Genomic DNA, 3369 nt, shown 5'->3' with positions numbered 1-3369 from the left:
AATGATGATCGGCCGGTAGGACCGCTCGATCCGCTCCATGATCCGGTGATCCAGTTTCTCGATGAAATCCTCATTCATCGCAATAACTCCGGTATCATCACGATGGAGCAGCTTTGTGACGAGTTTCTCCGCATCATCGGGGTTTGCAAGCTCGATCACTTCAACACCCGCCATCCGGAATCCGGCGGCAGTTTCCGGATCGGTGACCACCATGCATTTATACATAGGTCATCACCCTCTGCATCTCCTTTTCAGGAACATCTCCGATGATGGAACGTGCAATAATCCGGATATTTGTCACTTCGTTCTGCTTGGCCCAGATATACCCGACAGGGATGGCAATACTCATGGGATCCTTCAGAAAACATCCAGATCCCTTTTTGATCAGAAAAAGTTCAAGTTCACGTTCAAGAACAGAGACCCTTTCCTGGATAATATCCTCCCTGCCCACCTCGGCAAGAAATGCAAATGGCGTCTGGATCAGCTCTTTAACAACCTCTTCAAGAGATCGGGCAGCCAACATCTGTACAAGCTGATCCATTGAGAGATACTTTCCGCCATCGATCAGGTACTCAACAGGTTCTTCGACATGTATCCTGTCCCGAACCACCCGAAGCACCATTCTGATATTCGCCACATCGATCTCGGTCTTCAGGAGCTCAAGGACGATACCCTGGTTGTAATTGTCATCCCCCGTAAAGGCTGAGCGGGCATTCTCAAGGTAAAAGCGGTCAAGGGCAAATTCCAGGATTGCAAGATCGCGTTTCTCCAGGTACTCCTGCAACTTCCGGGTGAGGGGGCGTGCGTACTCGATCCTCCAGGTGGCGAGGAGGTCGATGACAGCCCTGATATCAGGCTGGTGGGCGAGTTCAATGAGTGCAGCATAATCAAGCTCTCCCGCAGGAACAAGGTTCTCCTCGATCTCATCATAATGGGCATTGATCTTCTTTCCACGGAGAATCGTCTTGATATTCTGAATATCCCACCGGTTTAGGATAATCCGGATAGAGATCCTCTCTTCCTCTTCCCGGAAGAAACGAAGGATCTGCCGGAATGATACGACAAGATCCCGTCGCAATGCAGTCTCAACCTGGAGAATACCTGAGTACTCGACACCGGCCTTCTGGAGTTCGTTTTTATAGGCTGTCTCTTCAAGCGAAGCGATGAGGGTATCAATATCCGGTTTGTTTGTCAGTTCATTGAGTGCATGATGGTCAAGGAGCCGGCTCTTCATTGCCCTGATCCGGGCATTTGCATATGAGTAATCCTTCTCATCCATAATGCCTCACCCTCCGTCAAGGATCGAAAAGATCTCTTTCCTGAGCACTTCCCTCGATCTCTGTAAACGGGATTCAATGGTGTTCCTGACGATGATGAATTCATCAGTTGTACTGGCAATGACCCCACCCATCGACTCGATATCTGCAATTACCAGATGGCTTTGATTCTCTTTTTTGAGGATGCTGTTACAGAGTGCTTCATCCCGTTTGTCAACATGGAGAAGAGCGGATGCACCATCCAGTTCTTCCAGTGCCTCCAGAATGACATGCCTCAGGAACTCTTCGTACCGCGGACGATCCCTGAATCCGGCAAGTTCCTCTTCGGCATGACGGAATGTCTCTTCAAAGATCCCTTCCTTGATCTGCAACAGTTCAAGTCTGGCTTTTTCGCGAGCCGCAACAATCGCGGTCCGCTCGGAAAGAGCCATATTCTTCCATTGCTCGGGATAATGCTGTTGTAATTTTCTACCTTCGGCTCGTGCCTCCTCTTTTATCCGCGCTACCTGTGCAGCTGCATACTCCCGAATGCCCCGGATCTCCTCCTGAGCTGATTGTTCGACAGCCTGTATCAGTTCATCAGTCATCTGCCACTCCATAACTCATTCGATTATTTGATTAACCACTGGAGAACAGCCCCGGGATTGCTCCGGTATTCCCCGGCTTTCAGTGGTGCTGTTTTCCACCCCCGTTTACATGATCAGGATCATTGCAGCAATGACGAAACCAAAGATCGCAAGCGTCTCCGGAATTGCAAGCAATATCAGCATATATCCAAAGAGTTCAGGCTTTTCAGCCACCGTCCCTGCTCCTGCTGCACCGATCCTCGACATTGCGATCCCCGCACCAAGTGCTCCCAGCCCAAATGCGATGCCAGCCCCAATTGGCATACCAAAATCCATAGTCCTACTCAACTCCTTTTATGTACCAGATGTGTATTATTTGACAGACTCACTCATTCCCTGCACAAAAGCCCCAAAATCGGGATTCGAATCGAATATGGAGATATTGCGCACCAGACACGGCGATTGTGCCATGTTGTTCATCTCACTTTCACCAGAAAGGCTGTTCATATCATCGAATCAACCCCGGCCACCCTTTCCAAAGGGATTATAGACTTTTCCTCCTCCTTCAGAGAACTTGGGAGCAAACTCAACAATATGAAGCCTGAATGAATGGAGAGACGCAACGAACATCTTTAACAGGACATTCATCAGGTGAATTAATGCAGCGACAATCACCCCGACAAACGCTACCTCCATCATCCCTCCAACCTGGTTGGCAATCAGTGCCAGAATGACCGATGCAGTCCCTATTGCCATAATACGTGCATAGGAGAGGATATTGGAGATGACACTGATGACCTCGATACTGGCGATCACCCCCCCTCCATAGATGATCATGGCAAGGGCTATAGCAAGCATAAGCATCCCGGGATACATCAGGATCTCCGGTATAATCCGTATAATTGATCCGAGCAGGATAAGGATGCTGACGATGACGATGATCATCCCTGCTTTTTCACAGATATGCTTCCTGCATTCACAGACATACTTTGTACATCGCATCTTGGTACACTGGTTGATGATCCCAAGGCAGAGGCCAAATATGATATGAAATACCCCGATAGCAATTGACAGGACGAGCATCGGGATCAGGGCATCAAGCCGGTGCCAGGTGACACCCATGATCTCAAGGGGGTGCAACCAGCCCATATGCTCTCCAAAATCTCCGAAGAACTCCCCGAATATAAAGCCGAAGATGATCGTCGGAAACGAGGCGATGATCATCAGGTTCATGAGAGGATGTATCCAGTCAAACCGCTCTCCAAACTTCTTCTTTAGCAGGACGGCAATGCCTAAAATAATGAAACCATACGCGATATCACCCACAATTAACCCGAAGAAGAGCGGGAAGAAGACGGCAAAGATCGGAGTGGGATCGATCTCCCGGTACTTTGGGTGTGAGATGACGCTCAGGAGGTACTCAAATGGCTTGAGAATTGCCGGGTTAGCATAAAATGTTGGCGCTTCATCCATCATATCCGGGGTTGTCGGCAGTTCATCAATGACAACCTCATCGCCATAGCTCT

The 3369-nt window shown here is 49.2% G+C and carries 4 protein-coding genes and 1 pseudogene; all 5 read right to left on the bottom strand.

Annotated features, from left to right (window positions below; translation table 11 throughout):
- A partial coding sequence (locus tag QCH34_RS09270) for a V-type ATP synthase subunit F (RefSeq protein WP_300333207.1) occupies window positions 1-225 on the bottom strand: 225 nt, incomplete at its 3' end.
- Window positions 218-1279, bottom strand: coding sequence for an ATP synthase A1 subunit C (ahaC, locus tag QCH34_RS09265; RefSeq protein WP_300333205.1), 1062 nt, complete (start codon window positions 1277-1279; stop codon window positions 218-220). The genes QCH34_RS09270 and ahaC, both read right to left, overlap by 8 nt.
- A 6-nt stretch (window positions 1280-1285) precedes the next feature.
- Window positions 1286-1864 carry a V-type ATP synthase subunit E family protein gene (locus tag QCH34_RS09260; RefSeq protein ID WP_300333203.1) on the bottom strand — a complete coding sequence of 193 codons (579 nt, stop codon included), beginning with the start codon at window positions 1862-1864 and terminating at the stop codon, window positions 1286-1288.
- A gap of 105 nt (window positions 1865-1969) precedes the next feature.
- Entirely contained in the window at window positions 1970-2179 is a 210-nt protein-coding gene (locus QCH34_RS09255) for an ATPase (RefSeq protein ID WP_255333016.1), read from the bottom strand.
- A gap of 180 nt (window positions 2180-2359) precedes the next feature.
- Window positions 2360-3369 (bottom strand): annotated as a pseudogene (locus QCH34_RS09250) (V-type ATP synthase subunit I); the annotation flags it as partial.

Origin of the sequence: Methanocalculus sp. (assembly GCF_029762515.1) — an archaeon.
Taxonomy (GTDB): Archaea; Halobacteriota; Methanomicrobia; order Methanomicrobiales; family Methanocorpusculaceae; genus Methanocalculus.
This window is presented reverse-complemented; position numbering and strand designations above follow the sequence as displayed.